Source organism: Pseudomonas retamae (genome assembly GCF_043496865.1).
Taxonomy (GTDB): domain Bacteria; phylum Pseudomonadota; class Gammaproteobacteria; order Pseudomonadales; family Pseudomonadaceae; genus Aquipseudomonas; species Aquipseudomonas retamae.
This window is the reverse complement of sequence record NZ_JBIEIL010000001.1, coordinates 54246-80064: the sequence shown is the minus strand read 5'-3', so window position 1 is coordinate 80064 and position 25819 is coordinate 54246. Positions and strand designations below refer to the sequence as shown.

At 61.5% G+C, this 25819-nt stretch carries 18 protein-coding genes; 11 read left to right on the top strand and 7 right to left on the bottom strand.

Features of this window, described 5'->3' with window-relative positions; genetic code table 11:
• Positions 1-56: 56 nt before the first annotated feature.
• The 7 genes from ACGSLL_RS00360 to tpx form a co-directional block, all read right to left on the bottom strand.
• Positions 57-803 (bottom strand): SDR family oxidoreductase, encoded by a 747-nt coding sequence (locus ACGSLL_RS00360; protein ID WP_394502027.1) that lies wholly within the window; start codon positions 801-803, stop codon positions 57-59.
• A 121-nt stretch (positions 804-924) separates the two neighbouring features.
• Positions 925-3006, bottom strand: coding sequence for a putative bifunctional diguanylate cyclase/phosphodiesterase (locus tag ACGSLL_RS00355; RefSeq protein ID WP_394502025.1), 2082 nt, complete (start codon positions 3004-3006; stop codon positions 925-927).
• A gap of 351 nt (positions 3007-3357) precedes the next feature.
• Positions 3358-4827, bottom strand: coding sequence for an efflux transporter outer membrane subunit (locus ACGSLL_RS00350; protein ID WP_394502023.1), 1470 nt, complete (start codon positions 4825-4827; stop codon positions 3358-3360).
• Positions 4824-7931 carry an efflux RND transporter permease subunit gene (locus tag ACGSLL_RS00345; protein ID WP_394502020.1) on the bottom strand — a complete coding sequence of 1036 codons (3108 nt, stop codon included), beginning with the start codon at positions 7929-7931 and terminating at the stop codon, positions 4824-4826. The genes ACGSLL_RS00350 and ACGSLL_RS00345 overlap by 4 nt, the downstream gene beginning before the upstream one ends.
• Before the next feature lie 136 nt (positions 7932-8067).
• Positions 8068-11169, bottom strand: coding sequence for an MdtB/MuxB family multidrug efflux RND transporter permease subunit (locus ACGSLL_RS00340; RefSeq protein WP_258449183.1), 3102 nt, complete (start codon positions 11167-11169; stop codon positions 8068-8070).
• A complete protein-coding gene (locus ACGSLL_RS00335) occupies positions 11166-12473 on the bottom strand; it encodes an MdtA/MuxA family multidrug efflux RND transporter periplasmic adaptor subunit (protein WP_394502018.1) in 1308 nt (435 codons plus the stop codon). The genes ACGSLL_RS00340 and ACGSLL_RS00335 overlap by 4 nt, the downstream gene beginning before the upstream one ends.
• 174 nt (positions 12474-12647) lie before the next feature.
• Entirely contained in the window at positions 12648-13148 is a 501-nt protein-coding gene (gene tpx, locus ACGSLL_RS00330) for a thiol peroxidase (protein WP_203418250.1), read from the bottom strand.
• 322 nt (positions 13149-13470) lie between these two features.
• Here tpx and ACGSLL_RS00325 point away from each other — a divergent pair, with 322 nt between their 5' ends.
• The 11 genes from ACGSLL_RS00325 (at position 13471) to ACGSLL_RS00275 (ending at position 25652) form a co-directional block, all read left to right on the top strand.
• Complete coding sequence (locus ACGSLL_RS00325; protein ID WP_394502015.1) at positions 13471-13902, top strand: YciI family protein; 432 nt, start codon at positions 13471-13473, stop codon at positions 13900-13902.
• 229 nt (positions 13903-14131) lie between these two features.
• The gene (locus ACGSLL_RS00320) at positions 14132-15508 is read left to right on the top strand and encodes a DUF1254 domain-containing protein (RefSeq protein ID WP_394503055.1); all 1377 of its coding nucleotides are present in this window, start codon (positions 14132-14134) and stop codon (positions 15506-15508) included.
• An 11-nt stretch (positions 15509-15519) separates the two neighbouring features.
• Positions 15520-16470, top strand: coding sequence for a SphA family protein (locus ACGSLL_RS00315; protein ID WP_394502013.1), 951 nt, complete (start codon positions 15520-15522; stop codon positions 16468-16470).
• A 24-nt stretch (positions 16471-16494) separates the two neighbouring features.
• Complete coding sequence (locus ACGSLL_RS00310; RefSeq protein ID WP_394502011.1) at positions 16495-17475, top strand: AAA family ATPase; 981 nt, start codon at positions 16495-16497, stop codon at positions 17473-17475.
• Positions 17472-18407, top strand: coding sequence for a DUF58 domain-containing protein (locus tag ACGSLL_RS00305; protein WP_394502009.1), 936 nt, complete (start codon positions 17472-17474; stop codon positions 18405-18407). Before ACGSLL_RS00310 ends, ACGSLL_RS00305 begins: the two co-directional genes overlap by 4 nt.
• Positions 18404-18985 carry a DUF4381 domain-containing protein gene (locus tag ACGSLL_RS00300; protein WP_394502007.1) on the top strand — a complete coding sequence of 194 codons (582 nt, stop codon included), beginning with the start codon at positions 18404-18406 and terminating at the stop codon, positions 18983-18985. Before ACGSLL_RS00305 ends, ACGSLL_RS00300 begins: the two co-directional genes overlap by 4 nt.
• A complete protein-coding gene (locus tag ACGSLL_RS00295; RefSeq protein ID WP_394502005.1) occupies positions 18972-19964 on the top strand; it encodes a vWA domain-containing protein in 993 nt (330 codons plus the stop codon). The genes ACGSLL_RS00300 and ACGSLL_RS00295 overlap by 14 nt, the downstream gene beginning before the upstream one ends.
• A gap of 1 nt (position 19965) precedes the next feature.
• Positions 19966-21549, top strand: coding sequence for a VWA domain-containing protein (locus ACGSLL_RS00290; protein ID WP_394502002.1), 1584 nt, complete (start codon positions 19966-19968; stop codon positions 21547-21549).
• A complete protein-coding gene (locus ACGSLL_RS00285) occupies positions 21546-22985 on the top strand; it encodes a hypothetical protein (protein WP_394502000.1) in 1440 nt (479 codons plus the stop codon). The genes ACGSLL_RS00290 and ACGSLL_RS00285 overlap by 4 nt, the downstream gene beginning before the upstream one ends.
• On the top strand, positions 22982-24004 hold the full coding sequence (locus ACGSLL_RS00280; protein WP_394501998.1) for an HAD family hydrolase: 1023 nt from the start codon (positions 22982-22984) through the stop codon (positions 24002-24004). Before ACGSLL_RS00285 ends, ACGSLL_RS00280 begins: the two co-directional genes overlap by 4 nt.
• A 73-nt stretch (positions 24005-24077) precedes the next feature.
• The gene (locus ACGSLL_RS00275) at positions 24078-25652 is read left to right on the top strand and encodes an arylsulfatase (RefSeq protein WP_394501996.1); all 1575 of its coding nucleotides are present in this window, start codon (positions 24078-24080) and stop codon (positions 25650-25652) included.
• Positions 25653-25819 lie beyond the last annotated feature (167 nt).

The following is a 25819-nucleotide window of genomic DNA, read 5'->3' as shown; positions in this document are numbered from 1 at the left end:
TGTGGGAGCGAGCCTGCTCGCGAAGAGGCCGGCGCGGGCAACACAAATTTCAAAATTCAGCGTCCGCCCCCCAGATCCACAAACGTCCCCGTCGCATACGACGCCTTGTCCGACAACAACCAGACAATCGCCTCCGCCACTTCATCCGGGCGCCCGCCACGGGCCATCGGGATCGCCGATTCCAGCTTGCTGACCCGGTCCGGGTCGCCGCTTAAGGCATGAAAATCGGTATAGATATAACCCGGACGCACCGCATTGACCCGGATGCCCTCGCCCGCGACTTCCTTCGAAAGCCCGACGGTGAAGGTATCGAGTGCGCCTTTGGAGGCGGCGTAATCGACGTATTCATTCGGCGAACCGAGGCGCGCGGCGACGGAGGAGACGTTGACGATGCTGCCACCCTGCCCGCCGTGCTTGGGCGACATACGCAGGATCGCGTGCTTGGCGCAGAGGATCGGCGCCAGCACGTTGGTTTTCATGATTTTCAGAATACGGAATTCGGACATCTCATCGACCCGCGACTTCTGCCCGACGGTGCCAGCGTTGTTCACCAGTGCGGTAACCCGGCCCAGTTCGGTGTCGACGCGATGGAACAGCGCGATCACTTCGTCTTCGATACTGACGTCGGCGCGCACTGCAATGGCTTGGGCGCCGAGCGCACGGACTTGCTCCAGCACGCTGTGCGCAGCCTGTTCATCCGACTGATAGTTGATGCAGATCCGATAGCCCTGCGCGGCAGCCAACAGCGCCGTAGCGGCGCCGATGCCGCGCCCGCCGCCGGTGATCACGATGACTTTATCCATGCTGGCCTTTCCCCCAAATGCACACGTGACAGTCGGGGCCAAGAATAACCGTCATTGCCGGGTTTTGCATGCGCTCCCCTGTGGGAGCGAGCCTGCTCGCGAAGAACGATGACGCGGTCAATCAGGCCAGCGCCAGCGCCTCACCGCGCACAATGTCCTGCATGAACCGCTCGGCCGGCATCGGATGCCCGAGCAGATAGCCCTGCAAGGAATCGCAGCCCAACTGCGTCAGAAACTTCTGCTGCACCCCGGTTTCGACCCCTTCGGCAACAATCCGCAGACCCAACGCCTGCCCCAGCGCGACGATCGCCGAAACAATCGCCGCGTCATCGCTGTCATGCTCCAGATCGCGGACAAACCCCCGATCGATCTTCAGCTCGTTGGCCGGCAGACGCTTGAGGTACATCAGGCTGGAATAACCGGTGCCGAAGTCATCGATCGACAGGTCGACGCCCATGTCCGACAGCTCCTGCAACACGGTCATGCTCGCATCGGCATCGCTCATCGCCGTGGTTTCAGTGATTTCCAGGGTCAGGCTGTTCGCTGGCAAATGGTGCGTGGCCAAGGCCTTGGCCACGCTGCGCACCAGTCCGGTGTGGCAGAACTGCAAGGCCGAGAGGTTCACGGCGATACGCCAGTCGGTGTAACCGAGCACGAACCATTCGCGCATCTGCCGGCAGGCCTCGTTGAGCACCCACTCGCCGATCGGAATGATCAGGCCGCTTTTCTCCGCCAGCTCGATGAACTTGTCCGGCATCAGCATGCCGTGCACCGGGTGCTGCCAGCGCAGCAATGCTTCGGCCCCGACCGCGCGGCCATTGCCGGCGTCGAACTTGGGCTGGTAATGCAGGCTGAACTGGCTGTGCTCCAGCGCCGCGCGCAGGTCCTGCAACAGCTGCAACTGCTTGCGCGCGTTGTTGTTCATTGACGCATCGAAAAAGCTGTAGCCGTTTTTCCCGCCGCCCTTGGCGTGGTACATCGCCGCGTCCGCGTTCATCAAGAGTTCCTGGGCGTTATGGCCGTTGCCCGGATACAGGGCAATGCCGACGCTCGCGGATATCTGCAGATCATGGTCGGCGACGCGGAACGCCTGAGCGATCAAGCCGACCTGGCGCGCAGCCAGGCCCAGTGCATCGTTGGGCTCGCTCAGACGCACCAGCAGAACGAATTCATCGCCGCCGATCCGCGCCAGCGTGTCCTGGCCGCGCAAGTCTTCACGCAGACGCACACCGACTTCGCGCAGCAGCTGGTCGCCCATGTGATGACCGAACGCATCGTTGACCGGTTTGAAACCGTCCAGATCGATGAACATCAGCGCGAAGCAGCCGCCGTGCTCGTCGACCTTTTTCATCGCCTGATTGATGCGATCGTCGAGCAGCATGCGATTCGGCAGGCCGGTCAGCGGGTCGTGCAGCGCCAGCTGGGTCAGTTCGCGGTTGGCCACGGTCAACGAATGTGCGAGGTCGGCGGTACGCGCCTCAAGGCGCGCATCGAGGATCGAGGTGAGCAAGGCAATCGACAGCACCGCCAGCGTGGTGATCAAGACCAGTCCGTCGAGGCCGTTGCCTTTCAATCCGTTGAGCGTGGCGCCGCAGAAACTGCCCGCCGGGAATTGCGCAGCGGCCATGCCGGTGTAATGCATGCCGACGATGGCGACACCCATGATCACCGCTGCGCCGGCACGAATCAGCCGCACATGAGGCGAATGCTGGCGCAGACGGAAGGCGATCCACAGCGCTGCGGCCGAAGCGCCGACGGCGATCAGCAACGAGGCGCCGAACAGCGCCGGATCGTAATCGATGCCCGGAGTCATGCGCATCGCCGCCATGCCGGTGTAGTGCATGGCGCTGATGCCTGAACCCATGATCAGTGCACCGAAGCCCAGTTGCAGGATCGGCAACTTTGGCTGACTGACCAGCCACAGGGCAAAGCCGCAGGACAGTACGGCAATCAGCAGCGACAGCGCGGTGAGGACAATGTCGTAGCCCAGATCGATCGGCAGCTTGAAGGCGAGCATGCCGATGAAGTGCATCGACCACACGCCGACGCCCATGGCGAACGCGCCGCCGGCCGTCCAGAAATGCACGGCGCGGCCTTTGGCAGTAGCGATGCGGCCGGTGAGATCCAGTGCGGTGTACGAAGCGAGGATCGCCACGCACAACGAAATGAAAACCAGAGTGGAGGAGTAACTACCGATGAGCATGGGGATTCTCGTGGACACCCAACGCACAATCGCGTCCATTCTCGGTCGGGTAAATGCGGCGATTGTACTGATTGCGCGGAAGAACGCACTGACAAAGTTATCAAATGGCCATCAAGCCGATGAAGCGGTGTCAGATCGTCTTACAATCGGCCGGTTCGCAGATTTCTGAAGCGCTGATCGTTCCCACGCTCTGCGTGGGAATGCAGCACGGGACGCTCCGCGTCCGATATAAAGCCGAACGCAGAGCGTCCGTAGAGGCATTCCCACGCAGGAGCGTGGGAACGATCCATGCGGGCAGTGACCGCGTGGACGCTTTCGCGAGCAGGCTCGCTCCCACAAGTGTTCGGCCAGTTATTGCGTGTCGCTGACTTCCAGCTGGCCATCCCAGCCACCGCCCAGTGCGGCAATCAACTGCACGCTGGCGATCAGGCGGCTTTGCAGAATATTCAACACACTGCGCTCGTTGCTCAGCGCCGTGGCTTGCACCACGACCACGTCGATATAGGCAATCAACCCGGCCTTGTACTGGTTTTCGGTCAGGCGCAAGGAATCGCGCGCCGCGTCGAGCGCTTCCTGACGCACCGCGGCTTCTTCTTCATACACCTTGAGCTGCACCAGATAGTTTTCCACTTCGCGGAAACCGTCGAGCACGGTCTGCCGGTACTGGGCCACGGTCTGGTCATACACTGCTTCGGTGCGATCAACCTCCGCCGAACGCTGGCCGCCGTCGAACAACGGCAACGCCAGCTTCGGCCCCACCGACCAGAAACGGTTCGGCAGGCTGACCAGGTTCTGCGACGTGCTGCTGCTGTAGCCGCCACTCAAGCTCAGGGTCAGATCCGGGTAGTACGCGGCTTTCGCCACGCCGATATTGGCGTTGGCAGCAATGACCGAGCGCTCGGCCGAAGCAATATCCGGACGGCGTTCCAGCAATTGCGACGGCAGACTCACCGGCACCTGCGGCAGTTTCGGGATGGTCTGCACTTCGGCAATGCTGAAATCGGCCGGCGCTTGCCCGGTGAGCACGGCAATGGCGTTTTCGAATTGCGCGCGCTGCCAGATCAGGTCGACCAGATCGGCCTGGGTGCTTTTCAGCTGGGTCTGCGCCTGCGCTACCGCGTCACGCCCGGAAACTCCGGCACGGTACTGGTTCTGGGTCATCTGCAACGATCGCTGATAAGCCGCGACCGTCGCTTCGAGAAGGCGTTTCTGCTGATCGATCACGCGTAACTGCAGGTAGTTTTGCACCAGTTCCGACTGCTGGCTCAGGCGCATCGCCGCGAGATCGGCAAAACTGGCCTGGGCGCTGGCCTCGTCGGCTTCGAGGCCACGGCGCAGTTTGCCCCAGATGTCGGCCTCCCAACTGACCCCCAGCTCGGCGTTATAGGTATCGCGGATACCACTGGAAGAACTGCTCAGGCTCGAACTGCTGCTGCCGGTGCCCTGGCTGGAGCGAGTCTTGCCCAGGCTCAGGTCGACGCTCGGGTAAAACGCCCCGCGCGCGCTGCGCACCAGGGCCTGGGCCTGCCGGTACTGGGCTTCCGATTGGGCGACGGTCTGGTTGGAGCTGTTGAGTTTCTCGATCAACCCGTTGAGCTGCTGATCGCCATACAACTCCCACCAGGCACCGCGAGCCAGCGCATCGCTCGGGTTGGCCTGGGTCCAGCCTGCGGCTTCCTTGTACTGCGCGATTTCAGCCGTCTGCGGGCGTTGATAGTCCGGGCCGACAGCGCAGGCACTGAGCAGCGTCACGCACAGCGCCAGGCTCAGCAAACGCGAGCCCCGTGCAGTGGCCAGATTGAAAAGCGAACGGTCAGTCATAGCGGAGTTTCCAGAGCGGCGTCAGTGCGCACGCCACGCCATTTGTTGAAACGATGGCGCAGCTTGTCGAGATAGAGGTAAACCACCGGGGTGGTGTAGAGCGTGAGAATCTGGCTGAAGACCAGCCCGCCAATGATGGTCAGACCCAGCGGCTGGCGCATTTCCGCACCCTCGGCACGGCCGAGCAGCAGCGGCAACGCGCCGAGAATCGCCGCCAGCGTGGTCATCAGAATCGGGCGCAGCCGTTGCAGGCAGGCGCTGCGGATCGACTCCAGCGGCGACAGGCCCTGATTGCGCTCCAGTTGCAACGCCAGGTCGATCATCAGGATGGCGTTTTTCTTCACCACGCCGATCAGCAGGAACAGGCCAAGCAACGAGATCAGGCTGAACTCGCTACCCAGCACATAGATCGACAGCAACGCGCCGACACCCGCCGACGGCAGTGTGGAAAGAATGGTCAGCGGATGAATATAGCTTTCGTACAACACGCCGAGGACCAGATACACCGCCAGCAGTGCGCCGAGAATCATGAACGGCTGGCTCTTCTGCGTCGCGGCAAAGGCGTCGGCGGTGCCGGCCATTTTCGCGATCACGTCTTCCGGCAAACCGACCTTGGCGATCGCCCGCTCGATGGCGACGCTGCCCTGCTCCACTGTCACGCCTTCAGCCATGTCGAACGCGATGCTCTCGGAGGCGAACTGGCCTTCATGGCTGACACGGTCGTCCTCCAGGCTGTTTTCGTAATGAGCGAAAGTCGACAGTGGCACGCGCGCGCCATCGGCGGTGATCACCTGCACTTGCTTGAGGGTCACCGGGTCCTGGGCATATTTCTGATTGACCTCCATCACCACCTGATACTGGTTGAGGCTGTCGTAAATGGTTGAGATCTGCCGCTGGCTGTAGGCGTTGTTGAGCACGGCGGTGACCATGTCCATGTCGATACCCAGGCGCTTGGCCTGATCGCGATCCACGATCAGGGTGACTTGCTGCGCCCCCGCGCCTTCTCGGGCATCGATCGCGGTCAATTCAGGCAAGGCGCGCAGCGCGGTGACCACTTTCGGGTACCACTTGCGCAGCTCGCCCAGATCACCGCTTTGCAGGATGTAACTGTACTGCGAGGTGGTCTGCTCGCGGCCGCCGCCAAATTGCAGGTCCTGGTCGGCCATCAGCATCAGTTGCGCACCGGGCACCTTGGGCATTTCCTTGCGCAGGCGTTCGATGACTTTCTGTGCGTTGAGCTGGCGGTCCTTGATCGGCTTCAGGCGCACCAGCATGAAGGCGTTGTTGGTGCCGTTGGTGCCACCGATGAAGCCGGCAACGCTCTCCACCGCTGCGTCCTTGAGCACGGCACGGCGGAAGATCTCCATTTTCGGCTGCATCACGCTGAACGACAGGCCGTCGTCGCCGCGCACAAAACCGATCAACTGGCCGGTGTCCTGCTGGGGCATGAAGGTTTTCGGCACCACCACGTACAGGGCGACGTTGACCGCCACGGTAATCAACAGGCTGAGCAGCGTCAGACGGCGGTGGCGCAGCACCCAGTCGAGACTGCTGGCGTACTTGTCGACCATCCAGTCGTTGGTCCGCTGGCTCCAGCGTTGCAGGCGATTTTCCTGACCCGGCGTGTGCGGCTTGAGCCAGCGCGCGCAGAGCATCGGCGTCAGAGTCAGAGACACCACCAGCGAGACGATAATCGCGGCCGCGAGGGTAATGGAAAACTCGCGGAACAGACTTTCAACAATTCCGCCCATGAACAGAATCGACAGGAACACCGCGACCAGCGAGACGTTCATCGACAGCAAGGTGAAGCCGACTTCCTTGGCGCCGAGATAAGCGGCCTGCATCGGTTTGACGCCTTCGTCGATGTGCCGGGAAATGTTCTCCAGCACCACGATCGCATCGTCCACCACCAGGCCGGTGGCAAGAATCAGCGCCATCAGCGACAGATTGTTCAGTGAGAAACCGTACAGGTACATCACCGCAAAGGTGCCGACCAACGACACCGGCACCGCCAGGGTCGGGATCAGTGAAGCGCGGAAATTCCCGAGAAACAGGAACACCACCAGAATCACCAGGGCGACGGCGATCAACAGGGTCATTTCCGCTTCGTGCAGGGTGGCCTTGATCACCGGCGAGCGGTCCATCGCCAGGTTCAGCTTGACGCTGGCCGGCAGCACCGCTTGCAAGGCCGGCAGTTGCGCCTTGATCTCGTTGACCGTCTCGATGATGTTGGCACCGGCCTGGCGGTTGATCACCAGCAGCACCGCCGCGTCATCGTTGAAGAAACCGCTGTTGTAACGGTCTTCGACGCCATCGCTGACCTTGGCCACGTCCTTGAGACGCAGCGCCGCGCCGTCGGCGTAGTGGATGATCAGCGACTCGTAGTCCTTGGCCTTCTCCAACTGGTCATTGGCCTGGATCTGCCACAGGCGCTGTCCGTCCTCGACCGAACCTTTGGGCCGGCGCACGTTGGCTTCGGCGATGGTCTTGCGCACATCGTCGAGCGCCACGCCGTACTGGTTCAGCGCCTGCGGCTCCAGCTCGATGCGCACCGCCGGCAGCGAACTGCCGCCGATCTGCACTTCGCCGACGCCCTGCACCTGCGACAGACTTTGCGAGAGGATGGTCGATGCGAGGTCGTAGAGCTGGCCTTTCTCCAGCACGTCCGAGGTCAGCGACAGGACCATGATCGGCGCCTGCGACGGGTTGACCTTTTTATAGGTCGGCATGCTGCGCATTCCGCTGGGCAGCAGATTGCGCGAAGCGTTGATCGCCGCCTGCACCTCCCGCGCCGCGCCGTTGATATCGCGATCAAGGTCGAACTGCAGAATGACTCGAGTCGAGCCCTGACTGGAGCGACTGCTCATGGTGTTGACGCCGGCGATCGCACCGAATGAGCGCTCCAGCGGCGTCGCCACGGTCGAGGCCATTACCTCCGGGCTGGCGCCGGGCAGGCTTGCCTGCACGACGATCACCGGGAAATCCATCTGCGGCAGCGGCGACACCGGCAGCAGACCGAAACTGACGCCACCGAGCAGCATGATGGCCAATGAAAGCAGCATGGTTGCCACGGGGCGTTTGATGAACGGACCGGAGAGATTCATGGGTTCCGGCTCCCGCCACCGAACCCTGTGGGAGCGAGCCTGCTCGCGAAGGCGCTTTCAAATTGCATATTGATGGTGACTGACCCAGCGCTTTCGCGAGCAGGCTCGCTCCCACAGGGGTTATGTGCTGCGCCTATCATACCGAGACCTCTTCAGCGTCAGCCTTGCGCTTGCCAAAGCGTCGGCCGAGGCGGTCGAAGTACAGGTAGATCACCGGTGTGGTGAACAGCGTCAGCACCTGGCTCACCAGCAAGCCGCCGACCATGACCAGACCCAGCGGCTGGCGCAGTTCAGCGCCGGAACCGGTCGCGAGCATCAGCGGCACCGCACCAAACAATGCCGCCAGCGTCGTCATCAGAATCGGCCGGAAGCGCAGCAGCGCCGCCTGATAGATCGCCTGTTCCGGAGCCATGCCCTGGGTGCGTTCGGCATCGAGGGCGAAGTCGATCATCATGATCGCGTTCTTTTTCACGATGCCGATGAGCAAGATGATGCCGATGATCGCGATCATCCCCAGATCGTTGCCGCTGAGCAGCAGCGCGAGCAACGCGCCGACCGCAGCCGAAGGCAGGGTCGAAAGGATCGTGATCGGGTGGATATAGCTTTCGTACAGCACGCCGAGCACGATGTACATGGTCACCACCGCCGCCAGAATCAGCAGCAAGGTGCTCGACAGCGACGCCTGGAACGCTTCGGCCGCGCCCTGGAACTGGGTCTGCACGCCGACTGGCATGCCGATGTCCTGCTGCACCTGTTCGATCACGTCGACCGCATGCCCCAGCGCCACACCGGGGGCCAGGTTGAAGGACATCATCACTGCCGGGAACTGGCCGATATGGGTGATTGCCAGTTGCGCCTGCCGCTCCTCGACATGGGCCAGGCTCGACAGGCGCACCTGCGCATCGTCGGTGGTCTTGACGTGGATCTGATCCAGCGCCTGCGGGCCGATGCGTTCACCGGCCTGAGCTTGCAATACCACGCGGTACTGGCTGGCCTGGGTGTAGATGGTCGAGATCTGCCGCTGGCCAAAGGCGTCGTACAGCGCATCGGTGATGTTCGACACCGAAACGCCCAGGCGTGAAGCAGCATCGCGGTCGATCACCAGATAGACCTGCAAGCCCTTATCCTGCAAGTCACTGGCGACGTCAGTCAGTTCGGGACGCTGGGCCAGTGCTTCGACCAGGCGCCCGCTCCATTGGCTCAGCAGTTCGGCGTCCGGCGAGGACATGCTGAACTGGTATTGGGTGCGGCTGACGCGGTCTTCGATCGTCAGGTCCTGCACCGGCTGCATGAACAGGCGGATACCGACGAGCTTGTCCAGCTTGGGTTGCAAACGCGCAATCACTTCACTGGCGCTCAGATCACGCTCGCTGTGCGGCTTGAGATTGATCAGCAAGCGGCCACTGTTGAGGGTGGCGTTATCGCCATCGACACCGATATACGACGACAAGCTTTGCACCGCCGGATCTTCGAGGATGACCCGGGCCAGTTCCTGCTGACGCTCGCCCATGGCAGCAAAGGAAATCGACTGCGGCGCTTCGGAAATCCCCTGGATCACGCCGGTGTCCTGCACCGGGAAAAAGCCCTTCGGCACCACCATGTAGAGGAACACCGTCAACGCCAGCGTGCCGATGGCTACCAGCAAAGTCAGCGGCTGATGCTTGAGCACCCACTGCAACATGCGCCCGTAGCCGGCGATCATCCAGTCGATGAAGGCGCCACTGGCCCGATAAAAACGGCCTTGTTCGTGCTCTTGCGGTTCACGTTTGAGCAGGCGTGCGCACATCATTGGCGTCAGGGTCAGCGACACCACCAGCGAAATCAGAATCGCCACCGCCAGGGTAATGGCGAACTCGCGGAACAGCCGCCCGACCACGTCGGCCATGAACAGCAGCGGTATCAATACGGCGATCAGCGACAGGGTCAGGGAAATCAGCGTGAAGCCGATCTGTCTGGCGCCCTTGAGCGCGGCCTGCATCGGGCTGTCGCCCTCCTCGATGAAGCGCGAAATGTTTTCGAGCATGACGATCGCGTCGTCGACCACGAAACCGGTGGCAATGGTCAGCGCCATCAGGGTCAGGTTGTTGACCGAGAACCCGGCCAGGTACATCACGCCGAACGTGCCGATCAGCGACAGTGGCACGGCCACCGACGGGATGATCGTCGCGCTGAAACGACGCAGGAACAGGAACGTCACCATCACCACCAAAGCGATGGCGATCAGCAATTCATGCTGCACGTCGGTGACCGAAGCGCGGATGGTCTGGGTGCGGTCGGTGAGCACCGTCACGTCGAGGCCGGCCGGCAGGTTGTCGGTAATGCTCGGCAGCAACGCCTTGATGCGGTCCACCACCTCGATCACGTTGGCACCGGGCTGGCGCTGAATGTTCAGCAGCACCGCCTGATTCTGGTTGGCCCACGCCGCCAGACGCTCGTTCTCGGCACCATCGACGATCTCGGCGACGTCCTTGAGCCGCAGCGGCGCGCCATTCTTGTAGGCGAGGATCAGGTTGGCGTAGTCCTCGGGCGAGGTCAGCTGGTCGTTGGCATCGAGCATCGACACCCGCGTCGGGCCGTCGAAGTTACCCTTCGGCTGGTTGACGTTGGAGGCGCTGATCAAGGTGCGCACGTCCGACAGGTTCAGGCTGTTCGCCGCCAGGGCCTCCGGGTTGACCTTGATCCGCACCGCCTGACGCTGACCGCCGGCAATGCTGACCATGCCGACCCCGCTGATCTGGGCGATCTTCTGCGCCATGCGCGTATCGACCAGATCGTTGAGCTTGGGCAGCAGCATGGTTTTCGAGGTGATCGCCAGCGTCAGTACGGGCGTGTCCGCCGGGTTGACCTTGTTGTACACCGGCGGTGCCGGCAAGTCGGTCGGCAGCAGATTGGTCGCGGCATTGATCGCCGCCTGCACCTGCTGCTCGGCGACATCCATATTGATGTCGAGGCTGAAGCGCAAGGTCAGCACCGAAGCGCCGCCGGAACTGGTCGAAGCCATTTGCGTCAGGCCGGGCATCTGCCCGAACTGGCGCTCGAGCGGCGCCGTCACTGCGCTGGTCATCACATCCGGGCTGGCGCCGGGATACAGGGTCATGACGCGGATGGTCGGGTAATCGACCTGGGGCAGCGCCGACACCGGCAACAGGCGATAAGCGATCAGACCGGCCAGGACAATGGCCAGCATGCTCAGGGTGGTGGCTACCGGTCGGAGGATGAACAGCCGCGAAATGTTCATGCGCCCTTCTTGGCCTTGTCCGTCACGGCGGCGTCCGGCGCGTTGGCGGCGGATTTGCCTTGCAGGTGTTCGGTCGGCGTGGTCGGCACCTGATTGCTGTCGTTGACCACTTCCACTTCACTGCCCTCTTTCAGGCGGTCGGTGCCTTCCAGCACCACGCGGTCGCCTGCCGCCAACCCTTCGGTGACGACGGTGTTCTCGCCATCACTGGCGCCGATTTTCAACTGGCGAATCGTGACCTTTTTGTCGCCGTCCAGCGCATAGACGAAGGTGCCGTTGGTGCCGAACTGAATCGCTGCCGACGGTGCCAGCACCACGCTTTTCAGCGTGTCGGCGAGCAAGTGAACGTTGACGAACTGATTGGGGAACAGCGCCTGATCGCGGTTATCGTAACGGGCCTTGAATTTCAGGGTGCCGGTGGCGACGTCGATCTGGTTGTCGAGGCTTTGCAGTACGCCAGTGGCCTGTAGTTTGCTGTCGCCGCGATCCCACGCTTCAGCCGACAGTTTGGCGCCGCTGCGATAGCGTGCGAGTACGGTGTCGAGGCTGTTTTCCGGCAAGGTGAAAGCCACGCTGATCGGCTGCGTCTGGGTGATCACTGCCAGCGCGGTAGTGTCGTTGGCGGTAACGAGGTTACCGACGTCGACCTGACGCAAGCCGACACGCCCGGCAATCGGTGCGCGGATCTTGGTAAATTCGAGGTTGAGCTTGGCGTCGTTGACCGCGGCCTGATTGGTCTTGACCGTGCCCAGATACTGGCCGACCAGCGCTTCAGCGGTGTCCAGGGTCTGCTTGGCAATGCTGTCTTCTTTATACAGGCCGCGATAACGCTCGACGTCGACCTGAGCGTTTTTCAGCTGCGCCTGATTCTGCAGCAAAGTGCCTTCGGCCTGCAGCAAGGCGTTCTGGTACGGACGCGGATCGATCTCGGCCAGGACATCGCCGGCCTTGACCATTTGCCCTTCTTCGAAATTGATCTTCATCAGCTCGCCGCCAACCCGGCTGCGCACGTTGATGGTATTGAGCGCCGTCACGGTGCCCAGCGCCTTGTAATACAGCGGGAAATCCCCCGTTACGGCTGGCGCCACGCGCACCGGAATCGGCCCGGTGCCGCCACCGAAGCCCGGCCGCATCATCCCCGAACGCCCGGTGTGCCCGGCCGCAGCCTTGTCACCGCCCTCCTTGTGGGCGGAACCGGCGGGCCAGAATTTCCAGCACAGGACGGCGATCACCAACAGGACAAGCAGGCTGATCAGCCAGCGACGGGATTTGCGGGAGGACGATTGCATGGAGTTATTGACCATTGGGCGCGTGGGCTTCTATTACGGGAGGCTGAACGATAAGCACTGACTGGATTTAAGCAAAGCAGCTTTACCGGCAATTTACCTTGCACTTACGTTTCAAGGTGTGAGGCAAAACCCTGATACACAAATGAAAACGGCCTGGACAGGGCCAGGCCGTCAACAATTGTAAAAGCCTTACTTGAGAACGGACAGTGCCGCTTCGTAGTTTGGCTCTTCAGCGATTTCCTTGACCAGTTCGCTGTGCAGGACGTTGTCGTTTTCGTCCAGCACCACTACTGCGCGGGCGGTCAGGCCTTTCAGCGGGCCGTCAGCGATGGCTACGCCGTAGTTTTCGATGAACTCGGCACCGCGCAGGGTCGAGAGGTTCTTGACGTTTTCCAGACCTTCGGCACCGCAGAAACGCGCCTGGGCAAACGGCAGGTCAGCGGAAATGCACAGCACCACGGTGTTTGCGATGTCGTTGCCCTGCGCGTTGAACTTGCGCACGGAGGTGGCGCAGGTCGGGGTGTCGACGCTTGGGAAGATGTTAAGGATTTTGCGCTTGCCGGCAAAGTCTTTCAGGGTGACGTCAGACAGATCGCCGGCAACCAGAGAAAAGGCTGGCGCCTTGGAACCGGCTTGTGGCAACTGGCCGTTGACTTGAACCGGATTGCCTTTGAGGGTGACTTGAGCCATGACTTGAGTCCTTCTGATGTTTTTGATTGGAAAGCATGCAAGAGGCGGAAGTTAACCATGAAATGGCCTGGCGAGCTAAACCCTTCGGTGAATTGTTGGGGTGCGCCGCGGCAAATTGTATACAACCCAGCGCCAATCCCCTTGTAGGAGTGCGCCTCCGCCCTATCCGGGTGTGACCCACAATCACCCGGGGGCTCACCCCCCGCTTTCGCGAGCAGGCTCACTCCTACATTTTTTGCGGTATTGCGTGGAATGGTGTCGATTCAGCGCTGCGCCATTCGACCAGCTAGCGAAACCTCCCTTTTTTTCAGGAGCACCCGCCATGCGTTTCATGATTCTTGTCAAAGCCAGCGCCGATTCGGAAGCCGGTGTCATGCCCAGCGAAGAACTGCTCACCGCCATGGGCAATTTCAACGAAGCACTGGCCCAGGCCGGCGTTCTGGTCAGCGCCGATGGCCTGCATCCGAGCAGCAAGGGCGCACGGGTCCGATTCTCCGGCGACCAGCGCAGCGTGATCGACGGACCGTTCATCGAAACCAAAGAGCTGATCGCCGGCTACTGGGTCTGGGAAGTCAAATCGAAGGAAGAAGCCATCGAATGGGTCAAGCGCTGCCCCCATCCGATGCCCGGCACCGATGCGGAAATCGAGATCCGCCAGGTATTTACCATGGAAGACTTCGGTGCCGAGTTCACGCCCGAAGCGCGAGCGCAGGAAGAACGAATTCGTGAACAAATGATGAAACCAAAGAATTAATCCGTTCGACTGGCTAACCCCCGATTAGCTGCTAGCGTCAGACAGACGTGTCCTACAGGCTTGATTAAACAAGGGATTACGCCGTAACGGCCAACAATGGCCGAGTTATCCGTAGCCAACAGGGAATCGGGATATGTGGAATCGAACACAGCGGGCGGCAGCTTGCGGCATTGTCGAGTGCGCTCATCGGCGTGCAGCAACCACGCTCAAAACCATCGTTTACGGCGTTATGGCCCTGACTGCCAGTTGCGGCGTCGGTGCGCAGGGTTTCACTGCCGACCCGCAGGAGGCGCGGGCCATTGCCAGGGAAGCGTACCTGTACGGTTTCCCCGTGGTGGAAATGTACAAGACGCTCTACACCCAGGCGATCGACAGCAAAAGCCCGAACTACAAGGCGCCGCTCAACCGCATCGGTAACACGGCCAAAGCCTTTACCGCCAAGGACACAGCGTTTGTCACGCCAAATGCCGACACACCTTATTCGTTCGTCTGGATGGATCTGCGCGCCGAGCCGCTGGTCCTGACGCTGCCACCGATCGAGGAACACCGCTATTACTCGGTACAACTGATCGACGCCTACACACAGAACTTCGCCTATCTGGGCACCCGCAGCACCGGCAACAAGGGTGGCCATTTCATGATCGCCGGACCCGACTGGCAAGGTCAGCAACCGGTCAATGTCGACCGCATGGTGCGCAGCGAAAGCAACATCGCCTACGCCCTGTATCGCACACAATTGTTTGATGACAAGGACTTGGCCAAGGTCAAGCAGATCCAGCAAGGCTACAAGGTCGAACCCCTTAGCCAGTACGTCAAACAGAAAGCCCCGGCGCCAGCGCCGAAGGTCAGCTGGCCGAAACCGACGCCGACCATGAGTGAAACACCGGAACTGTTCGGTTACCTGAACTTCATGCTCGCTTTCACCACACCACAGGACGTCGAAAAAGATCTGCTCGCGCGCTTCGCCAAAATCGGCATCAGCGCCGGCCAGCCTTTCGAACTGAAAAAACTCAGCGCCGAGCAGCGCAAGGCACTGGAAGACGGCATCAGCGACGCGAAAGCCGAGTTTGCCGAGTTCAAGAAAAGCAAGGTCGATACCCATCAGGTCACCAGCGGTGACTTCTTCGGCACCCGTGATCACCTCAAGGGCAACTATCTGTATCGCTATGCCGGGGCCAACATGGGCATCTTCGGCAACTCCGCCGAGGAAGCGAATTACATCGGCTATTTCGTCGACAAGGACGGCCAACCCGCCGATGCCTCGAAACACGATTACACCTTGCATTTCGCCAAAGGCGCCCTGCCCCCGGCGGACGCGTTCTGGTCGCTGACCATGTATGACGGCAAGAGCAAGTTACTGGTGGCCAATCCGCTCGATCGCTACCTGATCAACTCGCGGATGCTGCCCGACCTCAAGCTTGATGCCGATGGCGGCCTCACCCTTTATGTACAACACAGCAACCCTGGCAAGGACAAACAGGCCAACTGGTTGCCGGCACCGAACGGGCCGTTCTACGGGATTCTGCGCTTGTATCTGCCCAGGCCCGAGGTGGCCAGCGGTGAATGGAAAATGCCAATGCTCAACCCGGTCAACTCGAAACAGTAAGCGGAGTCATCATGATCAAGCCAATTGTCGTGCGCCCGCTGTTGGCGCTGTGCATGATCGGCAGCCCTCTGCTTTTTGCCGCAGAGGGCGGCGTCGGCCGACCGATCACCGGTCAGCAGGTGTTTGCCAACGCCGGGGCCGTCCCGCCCGAACCGGGCTGGATCATGTCGCTGACCAGCATCTGGTACGACGGCTCGCTCAAGGGCAGCAAAGGCGCGCCGATTTCCGGTGCGGTCAGCGGCGGGCTCGACATGAAAGTCTCTTACACCATGGGCAATTTCACCCATGTCTGGGACACCGGCCCGGGTCGCTGGAATTACGCCTCGGCGATCGGCGTGCCGGTGCAATACACCGACATCAAGGCCAGCGTCACCGGTCCGCGCGGGCGAACCCTCGGCAACAGTGATTCGGCGACGCAATTTGCTGACGCGCTGATTACCCCGATTGCCGCCGGTTACCACTTTGATGAGCGCAATCACCTGTCCTTCTCCTTGCCGATCTACGTGCCCACCGGCGCCTACAACAAGGACCGCCTGGCTAACGCCGGACAGAACAATTACACGTTCATGCCAACCATCGCGTTTACCCACCTGGATGGCAAGGGTGGCGAGTTCAGTCTGATGAGCGCCTTCGAGCGCTATAGCGAAAACGACGCCACCGACTATCGCAACGGCAATATCTTTCGCCTCGATGCCCTCTGGACCCACGGTTTTGGCAACGGCTGGAACGCCGGTATCGCCGCCGGCTACATCCAGCAATTGACCGACGACAAGGGCCAGACCGCCGATGCCTTTAACGGCTACCGCGGGCGCGCAGTCGGCGCCGGGCCGGTGCTCGGCTGGGCCGGCAAGTTCTCCGATGCCCAGGCCACCGTCAGTGCGCGCTGGGTGCCTGAGTTCGACACCAAAAACCGCCCCGAAGGCAATGGCTTCAGCGTCAACCTGACCCTGGCATTTTTCTAGACCCGGCCACAAAGGACTGTCCTCATGACCGCGCTCAGCGACCTCAACGCCCTGCAAGCCAGCATCGCCGAAGCGGTGCTCGGTCAGGATCAAGTCATCCGGCAGATCCTGCTCGGCCTCCTGGCCAACGGCCATTTATTGCTGGAAAGCCTGCCGGGGCTGGCCAAGACCCGCACCGTCAAAGCGCTGGCCAAACACCTTGATGCGAAAATGAGCCGCATCCAGTTCACCCCGGATTTGTTGCCCTCAGACATCACCGGTGCCGAGGTGCTGCATCAGGTCGAGGGCAAGAATGAAATCCGTTTTCAGCCCGGCCCGCTGTTCGGCAACCTGATTCTCGCCGACGAAATCAACCGCGCCCCGGCCAAGGTCCAGGCAGCGTTGCTCGAAGCCATGGAGGAACGGCAGATCACCGTGGCCGGCAACAGCCATGCGCTGCCGGAACTGTTCATCGTCGTGGCGACGCAAAACCCGATTGAGCAGGAAGGCACCTACCCGCTGCCGGAAGCGCAGATGGACCGTTTCCTGATGAAGGTGCTGCTCGATTATCCGAGCGCCGAAAACGAAAGTCAGGTGCTGCGATTGCTGCGTAACGAAGAGTTCGCCCATGGCGCGAGTACTGCGCCAGCCAAGGGGTTCAACCTCGCCCAGGAAGTGATTTTCGCGGCGCGCAAGGAAGTCAGCGCCGTGCACGTTTCGCCGGCCATCGACAGCTACCTGATCGACCTGATCAACGCTACCCGCTATCCCGCCGATTACGACGAAGACCTGGCACGCTGGATCGCCATCGGCGCCAGCCCGCGCGGCGGTATCGGTCTGGACCGTTGCGCGCGCGCCGATGCATGGTTGCAGGGGCAGGATTTCGTTTCCCCGGACAACGTCCGCGCGGTGGTGCATCCGGTGCTGCGCCATCGTCTGCAACTGAGTTACGACGCAGTCGCCGATGGCGTCAGTGCCGATCAGGTGCTGGATCGCATCCTCGATAAAGTTGCGATTCCGGCATGAACACCGACGGGCTGGTCTACGTGTCGCTGGCGCAATTGATGGCGCTGGAGTTCAAAGCCCGTGACCTGAGTTTTCTTGCCCGCCAGCCACGCGGCAGCATTCTTGCCGGCAACCATGCCTCGCGGCTGCGCGGGCGCGGTTTGAACTTCGATGAGCTGCGCCGCTATCAGCCTGGCGATGACTTGCGCCACCTCGACTGGCGCGCGTCCTTGCGCACCGGCAAACCGGTGGTGCGCACCTTCACCGAGGAGCGCGACCGCCCAGCGCTGATCGTGGTCGATCAGCGCATGTCGATGTTCTTCGGCTCGCAGCGCAGCTTCAAATCCGCCCTCGCCGCCGAACTGGCGGCACTGGCAGCGTGGATGGTGTTCAATGCCGGCGATCGGGTTGGCGGGCTGGTATTCAACGACCAGCGCATCGACAGCATCGCGCCGTTGCGCAGCCGCAAACGCGTGGAGGCGTTGCTTAGCCGCGTCGCCGAACATAATCAGGCGCTGAATGCGAGCAACCCCGACGCCGAAGATGAAGCGCAACTGGACACCGCCCTGCAACGCTGCCTCGCACTGGCCGGGCATGATCATCTGATCTGCATCGTCAGCGATTTCGCCGGGGCCGGCGCGCGCACTTTGCAGCTGCTACGGCAACTGGCGACGCACAACGACGTGATCGCCTTGCAGGTCTACGATCCGCTGGCCCTGAAACTGCCGAGCAATGGCCGATTGCTGGTGACTCAGGGTGAGCTGCAGGTCGAGCTGGCGGTCGACAGGCGCAACGTTCGCCAGCCGTTGGGCGATTTCCTCAGCGGTCGCCTGCAAGACGTCGCCAGCTTGCTGCGCCGCAGCCAGGTGCCGCTGATGATGTTCAGCAGCGCCGAAACCGCGCACGAACAATTGCGCGCCGAACTGGGCAAAAGCGCCGGAGCGCGTCGGTGAACCCGAACATCCCCAGTATCGACCAGCTCAAGGAGCTGGGCTTGCCTGCGCCGGTCAGTTACGCGCCGCAGACGTGGGGCTGGTGGGTACTGCTCGGGATTTTGCTGCTCGCCGCGTTGCTTGTCGGTTTGCGGCGTTATTGGCAATGGCGCAGAGACGCATATCGACGCGAAGGCCTGGCGCGACTGGCGCAACTGCGTGAGCGCAGTGATGATTTGAATGCCTTGCGCGAACTGCCGGAACTGCTCAAACGCGTGGCGCTGTCGATGCCCACACCGATCCCTGTGGGAGCGAGCCTGCTCGCGAAGAGGCCGGCACATTCCAGAACTGTGGTGACTGACACAACGCTTTCGCGATCAGGCTCGCTCCCACAGGGTATAGCGGTGCTTGGGAGGGACGATTGGCAAGCCTTCCTGCAACGCCACAGCAAAAAACCGCTCCCCGCCGACCTCAGCACTCAACTCGCGCAACTCGCCTACGCCCCTGACGACACCCTGCGCGCCCTGCCCGCGCCGCAACGTCAGGCGCTGTTCGACACCTGCCAATACTGGGTGGAACATCACCATGTGGCAGCTTGATTACCCCTGGCTGTTGCTGCTGATGCCGCTGCCCTGGCTGGCTTACCGCTATCTGCCCGCCTACAACGAAGCGCGCAGTGCCGTGCGCGTGCCGTTTTTTGCGGCGATGAGCCGCGCGGTCGGCGAAGCGCCGGGGGTTGTCGGTAGCCGCCGCAATCACTGGCAACTGCTGCTCAACCTGCTGGTCTGGGCGCTGATCCTGCTCGCCGCCGCGCGCCCGGTTTTTGTCGAAAAACCTCTGGAGCGGCAACAACCGGTGCGCGACCTGATGCTCGCGATCGACCTCTCGCAGTCGATGGAAACCGAAGATTTCACCAATGCCAACGGCGAGAAAATCAATCGCCTCGCAGCGGTCAAAGACGTCGTGCAAGGCTTCATCGACAAGCGCAAGGATGATCGCCTCGGCCTGATCGTGTTCGGCAGCGGCGCCTATCCGCAGGCGCCGCTGACCCTCGACCATGCCAGCCTGTCACTGCTGCTCGCCGACACCGGCATCGGCATGGCCGGGCCCAACACGGCGATCGGCGATGCCATCGGCCTGAGTCTCAAGTTGCTGGATCAGGCCCACGAGCAGGAAAAAGTGTTGATCCTGCTCACCGACGGCAATGACACCAGCAGCGCAATTACCCCGGATCACGCGGCGCAAATGGCCGCCAGCAAAGGCGTGATCATCCACACCATCGGCATCGGCGACCCTGGCGCGTCCGGCGAAGCCAAGGTCAATCTGCCGGCGCTGGAGCAGATCGCCCAGAGCACCGGCGGTCAGTTCTTCCGCGCTGAAGACCGTAACGCGCTGAATCAGGTCTACGACACGCTCGATCGCCTCACGCCGCATCAGGTGAAAACCCTCAGCCATCAGCCGCAGCGCGAGCTGTTTTATTGGCCATTGGCCGCGGCACTGCTGATGCTGGCGCTGTATCACCTCGGCGCGATGCTGCGGGTTCGGCTGGCCTTCGCTCGTCAGCGCGAGGAGGCCTGAGATGGAGATCAACCTCAGCAATCTGCACTTTCTGCGCCCGGCATGGTTGCTGCTCGCGCTGTTCGCGGTTTTTTTGCCGCTGCTCTGGCGTCGCGGCCGTGATCTGCAAAGGCGTCTGCGCGGGCAGATCGCCGAACACTTGCTGGCGCATTTGTTGGTCACGCCTGAAGATCACCAGCGCCTGCGCCCAGTGCATGGGCTCTGCGCGTTATTGATCCTTGGGGCGGTCGCCGCCGCCGGCCCGACCTGGGAACAGGACCGTCCGGATTTTCTGGAAAACCGCGCACCACTGATCCTCGCGGTGGATCTGTCACTGTCGATGGATGCCAACGATGTGCAGCCAACCCGGCTTCAAGCGGTAAAGCACAAGCTGCACGATCTGATCCAGCGCCGCGCCGGCGCGCGCACCGCACTGATTGCCTACGCCGGCAGTGCGCATCTGGTGTTGCCGGCGACCGATGATCCTGCGCTGCTCGATACTTTCATCCAGGCTCTGAGCACGGGATTGATCGAAAAACCGGGCAAAGACGTTGGCGCCGTGATCGATCAGGCGAAACGCTTGCTCGACGCGGAAAAAACACCCGGCACCCTGCTGCTGCTCACCGATGGCGCCGACACCGCGCCACTCGACGGACTGAATCAGCGTTTGCACGGTAGTTCATTGCAAGTGCTGGTGCTGGCGGTGGGCAGCGTCGACGGCAGTGTCATTCGGGACGCCAATGGCCAGCCGCGCAGCGATGGCAACGGGCGCCCGGTGCTGGGCAGCTTCGATCAGGCCGCGCTCAAGCAACTGGCGTCTGCGGTTGACGCACCGCTGGGCAGCCTGACGCTCAATGGCGACGATCTGGACTGGATCGAATTGCACGCGCAACGGCACTTTCAGACCAGCAGCGCCGAACAGCGCGAATTGCACTGGAAGGACGCTGGCTACTGGCTGTGCTGGCCGCTGTTGTTGCTGGCGCTGTTCAACGTGCGCAAGGGCTGGAGCGTCAACTGGTTGCCCGCGTTTGTGCTAGCCGTGGGCCTGGGCTGGCCAGCGTCGCCAGCACAGGCCAACGCACTGACCGACGCCTTTTTCACCCGCGACCAGCAGGGCCGCTGGGCCTTCGAACACGATCATTTGCCGCAGGCGGCGGCGCTGTTCGTCGACCCGTACTGGAAAGGTGTTGCGGCCTACCACGCCGCCGATTATGACCTTGCATTGGCGACCTTCGCACGGCTGGACACACCGCAGGCTTATTTCTATCTGGGCAATATTTACGTGCGCCGCTTCAAGTTCGATCAGGCCATCGCTGCGTATACCCAAGCCTTGAAACTGCAACCGCAGTTTCCCGAAGCCACGGCCAATCTGGCCCTCGCGCAGGCGCTGCTGAAAGACACCGAAAGCGCCGAGCAGAACGCCCCTGAAACCAAACCCGACGAGGTGAAATTCGACAAGGCACCGGGCAAGGGCCAGAGCAAAGCGATCAAGACTGAGCAAGCGGCGTCCGACGCGCTGTGGCTGCAGAACCTGACCACCTCGCCGGCGAAGTTCTTGCGGCAGAAGTTCAGGTTGCAGGATCAACAGGAGGCAGCCAGTCGATGATTTTTTTCAGACCTGCTGCCGCCATCGCTGGCAAGCCAGCTCTCACAGGGTATTGCAGAGTAGTCAAATCTCGCCTTGACACAGTGAGCCCCTGTGGGAGCTGGCTTGCCAGCGATGGGGCCCGATCATTCATCACAAAAATCAGCTTGCTAATGAGCTGCCTGTTCACACTTCAGGCCTTCGCCGCCGACCCCCAACTCAAAGTCCAGGCCCATCTGCAGCCGGCCGAAGGCGCGATGGTCGGCGGTCTGGTCGAGCTGCAACTCGACGTTCTCACCGATACCTGGTTCACCAGTGCCGCCACCCTCCCCGATCTCAAGCTCGACGGTGCCTTGGTCACGCCGCCGGACGGTCAGGCGCAGCACCTCAATCAAAGCTTCGACGGCGTGGCCTTTAGTGGCTTGCGCTACCGCTACCTGATCACCCCCAACGTCGCGCAAACCTTCGATATTCCGGCGCTGACCGTGCGCGCCACACCCGGCCAGGCCAGCGCGGAGCTCAGCGCGCAGAGCCAACCGTTGCAGTTCGATGCGGCGCGACCGCCCGGTTTCGCCGAGGGTGAAACGCCGCTGGTAGCATCGGCGCTGCGCTTTACGCAAGAAGTCGTCCATTCGGCCACGCCGCTGAAAGTCGGCGACAGCATCAGCCGGCGGTTGATCCTGCAAGCGAACGGCGCGCTGGCGATGACCCTGCCAATACCGCCACTTGGCGATGTCGGTGGCCTGAGTCGCTATGTGCAGACCCCGCAAGTCAACGCCATGGACGACGGTCGCGGCAATATCCTCGGTGGTCAACGCATCGACAGCGTCAGCTATCGAGTTGATCAGGCAGGTTCGTACACGCTGCCGGCGATCGAGATGAAATGGTGGGACGCTACGGCGAAACAGCTGCGCAGCGCACAAGTCCCGGCGGTGACTTTTGAGGCAGCGGCGAACAACGCTTATCAACCGGTGTTTTCGATCAGCGACGACCTCAAGCAACTGGGTCGCGATCAACTGCGTTTTTCCACGCGCTGGTTGCTCTGGCTGGCCGTGTTTGTCGCGGTGATCAGCGCCGTTTATCTGCTGCGCCCTGCGTTCACTCGCGCTTGGCAACGCTGGCAGGCACGCAGACATGCCAGACAGGTGGCACGCCTGCAATCTGCCGCATTCGCCTGGCAACAAATTGATGGCCAGTTGCAAGCCCGCCCGGCGCAATTGAGCGCGCTGTATCTGTGGCTGCGGCGCAGCCGACAGGGGCTGAAACTGGTCGAGGCCGGGCCGCGCTTGCAAGGACTGTTACGCGGGCTTTACGGGCGTCAACCGACCACTGAGCAAACACTTGTTCAACTGCGCCAATCCTTGACTACGCTTCAAAGTCAGGCCGAACAGCAGCAGGTAAAAACGGCCTCGGCGCTGCGTCCGCTCAACCCCGTTCACGAGAAGGATTTCCCATGACGAACCCGATGCTGTACCGCCAACGTTTCGGACTCGCCTTGCTCTTTACGCTGGCCTTGCCATTGCTGGCCCAGGCCAGCGAGCCCCTGCCGTCGTGGCACGAGGGGCCGGCAAAAAAGAGCATCATCGAATTTGTCCAGGCCGTGACCGACCAGAGCAGCAAGGACTTCGTCAAACCGGCCGACCGGATCGCCGTGTTCGACAACGACGGCACTTTGTGGAGTGAGCAACCCGCCTACTTCGAACTGCTCTTCGCCTTTGACGAAATCAAGCGCACCGCGGCGCAGCATCCCGAATGGAAAACCACCCAACCGTTCAAAGCGGTCCTCGAGAGCGATCACAAAGCGCTGGCTGCGACCGGCATGGAAGGCGTGCTGAAAATCGTCGGCGCCACCCACACCGGCATGACCACCGAGGCCTTTGATGACTATGCGAAAACCTGGCTGAGCCAGGCGCGCCACCCGAAGACCGGCAAGCCTTACACCGAAATGATTTTTCAGCCGATGCTGGAGATGCTCGATTACCTGCGCAAGCAGGATTTCAAGACCTACATCGTTTCCGGTGGCGATACCGGCTTCATGCGTGCCTTTGCCGAGAAGGTCTACGGCATTCCCCCCGAGCAAGTGATCGGCACCACGTTCATCACTTCCTTCCAGTACAAGGACGGCAAGGCCTCGATCCTGCGCACGCCGAAACTGGCGCACAACGACGACGGCCCGGGCAAACCGGAAAGCATCGATGCGGTGATCGGCAAGCGACCGATCCTCGCTTTTGGCAATTCCGACGGCGACCTGCAGATGTTGCAGTGGACGGCCGCCGGGCCGGGCAAACGCTTCATGGGACTGGTGCATCACACCGACGCCAAACGCGAATGGGCCTATGACCGCCAATCCAGTATTGGCCGGCTCGACCTGGCCCTCGACGAAGCAAAATCCCGCGGCTGGACCGTGGTCGACATGGCCGCCGAATGGCGGCGTATCTACCCCTTCGAACCGCTGGCCACCGAGCAGGTGCAATAAAAGAAAGCGTGCTGCAGGACTGCAATAAACGTTTGTCGCAAAAACAACCACCCCCGCGAAAGGAGCAAGTCATATGACTCGCATACGCAAGTGGCTACCCAAGCTCGCCCTGGTGGCGACTTCGGTGATGGCGTTGTCGGCAACCGCCACAGCGGCTGAAAAACCCAACATTCTGGTGATCTTCGGCGATGACATCGGCCAGACCAACATCAGCGCCTATTCGATGGGCGTGGTCGGCTACAAGACCCCCAACATCGACCGTATCGCCAAAGAAGGCATGATCTTCACTGACTACTATGCGGAAAACAGCTGCACGGCCGGACGATCCTCGTTCATTACCGGGCAGACGCCATTGCGCACCGGCCTGTCGAAAGTCGGCATGCCCGGCGTGCCGGTCGGTTTGCAGGCCCGCGATGTGACCATTGCCCAGGCGCTCAAAGCCCAAGGCTATGCCACCGGCCAGTTCGGCAAGAACCACTTGGGTGATAAAGACGAATACTTGCCGACCAATCACGGCTTCGACGAGTTCTTCGGCAACCTGTATCACCTCAACGCCGAAGAAGAACCGGAGCGTCCGTACTGGCCCAAGGATGACGCCGAGTTCGTCAAGGCAGCCTCGCCACGCGGTGTGATCCACAGCTTTGCCGATGGCAAGATCGAAGACACCGGCGCGCTGAACAAAAAACGCATGGAGACCATCGACGACGAAACCACTGCGGCCGCGCAAGCCTTCATCGAGAAACAGGCGAAGGCGGACAAGCCGTTCTTCGTCTGGATGAACACCACACGGATGCACGCGTTCACCCACGTACGCGAGTCAATGCGAGGCCAGAGCGGCATGATCGGTAACGATTACGCTGACGGCATGCTTGAGCATGACGGCGACGTCGGCAAGCTGCTCAAGACCCTTGATGACCTGAAGATCACCGACAATACGATCGTGGTCTACACCACCGACAACGGCCCTAACCAATGGTCGTGGCCGGATGCCGCCACCACGCCGTTCCGCAACGAGAAGAACTCCAACTGGGAAGGCGCCTACCGGGTTCCAGCGATGATTCGCTGGCCGGGCAAAGTCAAACCGGGTGAAGTGTCGACGCAGATGGTCTCGGGCCTCGACTGGTTCCCGACCTTGCTCGCGGCGGTAGGTGATACCGACATCAAGGACCGTTTGCTCAAGGGCACGGACCTGGGCGGGAAAAACTACAAGGTGCATCTGGACGGCTTCAATCAGCTGGATTACCTGACCGGCAAAACCGACAAGAGCGCACGCAGCGAGTTCTACTACTTCAACGATGATGGCGAGTTGGTCGGCATGCGCTACAACGACTGGAAGATCGTGTTCTGCGAGCAACGTGCCCCTGGTGGTTTGCAGGTCTGGAGCGAACCGTTCGTGTGCCTGCGCGTACCGAAAATGTTCAACCTGCGCATGGACCCGTATGAGCGCGCCGACGTCGTGTCGGATCAGTACTACGACTTCCTCACCAAAAACGATTATCTGATCTTTGACGGTACCCGGCGTTCGGCGAAGTTCCTCCAGACCTTTGTCGATTATCCGCCGAGCCAGCGCCCGGCGAGTTTCAGCATCGACCAGATCCGTGCGGACGTAGACCGGCGTATCGAGGAGAAAATGAAGAAAGCCCAGTAAACCTGCTGCATCGCCGCCCGCCGGTATCGGTGGGCGGCCCTCATTGACTTGAGACCGTGTCGCCTCCTTCGCGGGCAAGCCCGCTCCCACAGGTATCTCTGTGGTTCACAAAACCGGTAATCACCGGAGTTCCTTGTGGGAGCGGGCTTGCCCGCGATGAGGCCGGC